Here is a 4370-nt window from a genome sequence, read left to right on the forward strand (position 1 = left end):
TGCCCACGCCGGGCTCGCCGATCAGCACGGGGTTGTTCTTGGTGCGGCGCTGCAGCACCTGGATGGCGCGGCGGATCTCCTCGTCGCGGCCGATCACCGGGTCCAGCTTGCCCTGGCGGGCGCGCTCGGTGAGGTCCAGCGTGTACTTCTTGAGGGCGCCGCGCTGCGCCTCGGCGTCGGCGCTGTCCACGCCCTGGCCGCCGCGCACGGCCTCGATGGCCGCCTCCAGGCTCTTGCGGGTCAGGCCGTTCTCCTTGGCGATGCGGCCCACGTCGGCCTTGCTGTCGGCCACCGCCAGCAGGAACAGCTCGCCGGCGATGAACTGGTCGCCGCGCTTGATGGCCTCCTTCTCGGTGGCCTGCAGCAGCTTGGCCAGGTCGGGGCCGACCTGCACCATCTCGCCGCCCTGCACCTGGGGCAGGCGCTTGATGGCGTTCTCGGCCGCGGCGGACAGGCCCGGCACGTTGGCGCCGGCGCGCTCCAGCAGGGCGCGGGGCCCGTCCTCCTGGCGCAGCATGGCGGCCAGCAGGTGCACGGGCTCGATGTAGGGGTTGTCGTTGCCCAGGGCCAGCGACTGGGCGTCGGCCAGCGCCTCCTGGAACTTGGTGGTCAGTTTGTCTTGTCGCATGGTGATGAAGGAACTTCCGGGATTGCAGCGGATATGGGGCCCTCGCAGCACGATTCAACCCGGCCGGCCGGCAAAAGGCTGCCGGCGGAAGCCGCGCTTGCGCTCGATCAACCGCCTTTGCGGCCGCGGCGGGCGCGTTTCGTGCGAGCAATTTCGGCATCATTGCGCTTTTCTCCCGGAGTTCGCCCCATGCCCCTTGCCTCTTCCCTCCCCTTTGCCTCGCGCCTGCTGCGCCGCACCTTCGCCGCCGGCATGCTGCTGGCCGCCGCCGGCCTGGCCACGGCCCAGCCCGCGGGCACGCCGATCCGCCTGCTGGTGGGCTTCCCGGCCGGCGCCGGCTCCGACGCCATCGCCCGCGTCCTGGCCGAGAAGCTCAAGGACGAGCTGGGCACCAACGTGGTGGTCGAGAACCGCGCCGGCGCCGGCGGCCAGATCGCGGCGCAGGCGCTGAAGGCCGCGCCCGCCGACGGCCACACCCTCTTCCTGACCCACGACCACAGCATCTCCATCCTGCCCCAGGTGACCCGCAACCCCGGCTTCGACCCGGCCAGCGACTTCACGCCGGTGGCCGGCTTCGCCACCTTCGCCAACGTGCTGGCCGTCTCCGGCGCCACGCCGGCGAAGACGATGCAGGAGTACGTGAACTGGGTGAAGACCGCCAAGGGCGGCAAGGACACGATCGGCGTGCCCGCACCGGGCTCGATCCCCGTCTTCCTGGTGCAGCTCATCGCCAAGAAGTACGGCATCGACGTGCAGGCCGCGCCCTACCGCGGCAGCGCGCCCATGACGGCGGACATGCTGGGCAACCAGATCTCCTCGGGCATCGCCTCGGTGCCGGACTTCATCGAGTACCAGAAGCAGGGCAAGGTGCGCATCGTCGCCACCATCGGCGCCAAGCGCGACCCGCTGCTGCCCGGCGTGCCCACCTTCACCGAGCTGGGCTTCCAGAACCTGACCGACTACCCCTGGTACGGCATCTTCGCGCCCGTGGGCACGCCCCAGCCCGTGGTCGACCGCTTCGGTGCCGCGCTGCAGAAGGTGCTGGCCATGCCCGACGTGAAGAAGAAGCTGACCGACATGGGCCTGAACGTCGCCTACGAGCCGCAGGGCCAGTTCGCCGGCCGCGTGCGCACCTACACGCAGACCTGGGAAGGCATCATCAAGGCCAGCGGCTTCCAGCCGCAATAACCGGGCGGCGCCCCGTCTCCTGTCCCGTCCGTTACGCCGAAGCAGGCGTGGCGGCCGATAGCATCGCCGCGCCACCACTGCGATCCGGAGACAAGCCATGCGCCCCTTCCTGCTCCCCGCGGCCACGCTGGCCGCCTGCCTGCTTGCGGCAGCCTGCACCACCCCGCCGCCGACCACGGTGGCCGAGGTGGGCGAGTCCCGCCCGGGTTCCGGCTACCTGAACGGCTACCTGGCGCGGGCCGAGTTGCCGGACAGCCTGGCGCTGCTGCCACCGCCGCCGGCCGAAGGCTCGGCCGCGCTGGCCGCCGACGGCGAGGCCTTCCGCGCCCTGACCGCCCTGCGCAGCGGCCCGCGCGGCGCCCAGGCCACGAAGGACGCCGTGCTCCGGTTCCCGCAGGCCGCCGGCCATTTCGCCTGCGCGCTGGGCGTCGACATCTCCGAGCGGAACACCCCGCACCTGAACATGCTGCTGCGCCGGACGCTGTCCGACGCCGGCCTGTCCACCTACAAGGCCAAGGACAAGTACCAGCGCACCCGGCCCTTCGTGGCCTTCAACACCGGCTCCTGCACGCCGAACGACGAAGCGGCCCTGCGCAAGGACGGCTCCTACCCCTCGGGCCACTCCGCCCTGGGCTGGGCCTGGGCGCTGGTGCTGACGGAAGTGGCGCCCGACCGCACCGACGCGCTGCTGCAGCGCGGCCGCGCCTTCGCCCAGAGCCGCGGCGTCTGCGGCGTGCACTGGAAGAGCGACATCGAGGCCGGCCGCCTGATGGGCTCGGCCACCGTGGCACGGCTGCACGAGAACGCCGTGTTCAAGGCCCAGGTGGCCGCCGCCAGGGCCGAGGTCGCCGACGCCCGCGCCAGGGGCCTGGTGCCGCCGGCGGCCGGCTGCGCCGCCGAGGCGGCCGCCCTCGGCACCTCGACCGGGCTGGCGCCCTGAGCCGGCCCCTCAGTCCGGCGCGTTGGCGGCCTGGATGCCCCAGCGCGCCAGCGCCTCGTCGTCGGCCACGCGCGCGTCCACCCAGCGCGCGCCCTCGGGCGTGGACTCCTTCTTCCAGAAGGGCGCCTGGGTCTTGAGGTAGTCCATCAGGAACTCGCAGGCCTGGAAGGCCTCGCCCCGGTGGGCCGAGGTGACGGCCACCATCATGATCTGGTCCAGCGGCAGGAGCGGGCCCACCCGGTGCACCACCCGCGCGCCGAGGATGCCGAAGCGCCGCTGCGCCTCGTCGATCATGGCCTCGATGGCCTTCTCGGTCATGCCGGGGTAGTGCTCCAGTTCCATGGCCGCGACCGCCTCGCCGTCGCTGCGGTCGCGCACCGTGCCGACGAAGCTGCACACGGCGCCTGCGCGCGCATCGCCGGCGCGCAGCGCGGCGACTTCGGCGGCGAGGTCGAAGTCCTGGGTCTGGATGCGCACGCGCGGCGCCGGAGACGGGGTCATCGGCAAATTGTGGCATCCGCGCCGCACGGATGCAGCCGCGCCGACGCTAGACTCGTCCCGTGGCTTCCCGCTCGTCCGCACTGCGCTTGGCACTGGTCCTCCAGGATCCGGCGCCCGCATGCACGGCAGCGGCCAAAGCCGAAAAACCCCAGCTCGTCTGACCGGAGCTGCGGTTCCGTCGTCGGATGAGCGACGGAGCCGCGGACAGCCACCCGCCCCTGGTCGGCCTTCCCTGCATCGCACTGCGCCCGTCCGCCGATGGTCCCCCATCGGTCATCGTGATGCGTCTTTGCAAAGGAACCCCGACATGTCCCTCCCATCCTCCCCGGCCGACTTCTCCGGCCTCTGGATCCCGCTGGTCACGCCCCTGCGCGGCGGCCAGGTCGATCACGGCGCCCTCGCTGCCCTGTGCCGGCGGCTCGCCCCGCAGGGCATCGCGGGCCTCGTGGTCTGCGGCTCCACCGGCGAAGCGGCCGCGCTGGACGAGACGGAGCAGGCCGCCGTGCTCGAGACGGTGGCGGCAGCCGCGCCCGCCGTGCCCCGCATCATGGGCCTGTCCGGCCAGCACCTGGGCCGGATGCTCGAGCGCGTGCGCCGCTTCGGCCCGGACCGCGTGGCCGGCCTGCTGGTGTCCGCGCCGAGCTACATCCGTCCCTCGCAGGCCGGCCTGCTGGCCTGGTTCGAGGCCATCGCCGACGCGAGCGCCGTGCCGGTGCTGCTCTACGACATCCCCTACCGCACGGGCGTCACGATCGCGCCCGAAACGCTGCTGGCCCTCGCGGCGCACCCGCGCATCGTGGCGGTGAAGGACTGCGGCGGCGATGCCGGCAAGACCCGCGCCCTGATCGCCGACGGGCGCCTGCAGGTGCTGGCGGGCGAGGACGCGCAGGTCTTCGCCACGCTGGCCGAAGGCGGCGCGGGCGCCATCGCGGCCAGCGCGCACCTGCACACGGCGCGCTGGGCCCGCATGGTCGCGCTGCTGCGCGAAGGCCGCCTGGCCGAGGCGCGCCGGCTGTGGCAGCCCCTGCAGCCGCTGGTGGACGCCCTCTTCGCCGAGCCCAACCCGGGCCCGCTCAAGGCGCTGCTGGCGCAGCAGGGCGAGATGGCGAACGA

General features: G+C 73.0%; 5 protein-coding genes. 3 read left to right on the forward strand and 2 right to left on the reverse strand.

Translation table 11 applies throughout. From position 1 onward, the window contains the following. Positions 1-628 (reverse strand): Clp protease N-terminal domain-containing protein (locus ACIY1X_RS25060; protein ID WP_399686029.1); only part of this gene is annotated, 628 nt, incomplete at its 3' end. 189 nt (positions 629-817) lie between these two features. Between ACIY1X_RS25060 and ACIY1X_RS25065 the strand changes: the two genes are divergently transcribed. Both ACIY1X_RS25065 and ACIY1X_RS25070 read left to right on the forward strand, forming a co-directional pair. After that, positions 818-1816, forward strand: coding sequence for a Bug family tripartite tricarboxylate transporter substrate binding protein (locus ACIY1X_RS25065; RefSeq protein ID WP_399686032.1), 999 nt, complete (start codon positions 818-820; stop codon positions 1814-1816). Between the two features lie 97 nt (positions 1817-1913). Next, positions 1914-2756, forward strand: a complete 843-nt coding sequence (locus ACIY1X_RS25070) for a phosphatase PAP2 family protein (RefSeq protein WP_399686034.1) — start codon at positions 1914-1916, stop codon at positions 2754-2756. 9 nt (positions 2757-2765) lie between these two features. On the opposite strand, the gene ACIY1X_RS25075 is transcribed toward ACIY1X_RS25070, so the two are convergent. Beyond that, positions 2766-3257: a molybdenum cofactor biosynthesis protein MoaE gene (locus ACIY1X_RS25075; RefSeq protein ID WP_399686037.1), complete on the reverse strand. Its 492-nt coding sequence runs from the start codon at positions 3255-3257 to the stop codon at positions 2766-2768. A 307-nt stretch (positions 3258-3564) separates the two neighbouring features. On the opposite strand from ACIY1X_RS25075, the gene ACIY1X_RS25080 reads away from it, so the two are divergent. Further along, positions 3565-4370, forward strand: an 806-nt coding sequence (locus tag ACIY1X_RS25080; RefSeq protein WP_399686039.1) for a dihydrodipicolinate synthase family protein, incomplete at its 3' end; no start/stop codon positions are given.

The organism is Xenophilus sp., from assembly GCF_044462705.1.
GTDB lineage: Bacteria > Pseudomonadota > Gammaproteobacteria > Burkholderiales > Burkholderiaceae_C > Xenophilus > Xenophilus azovorans.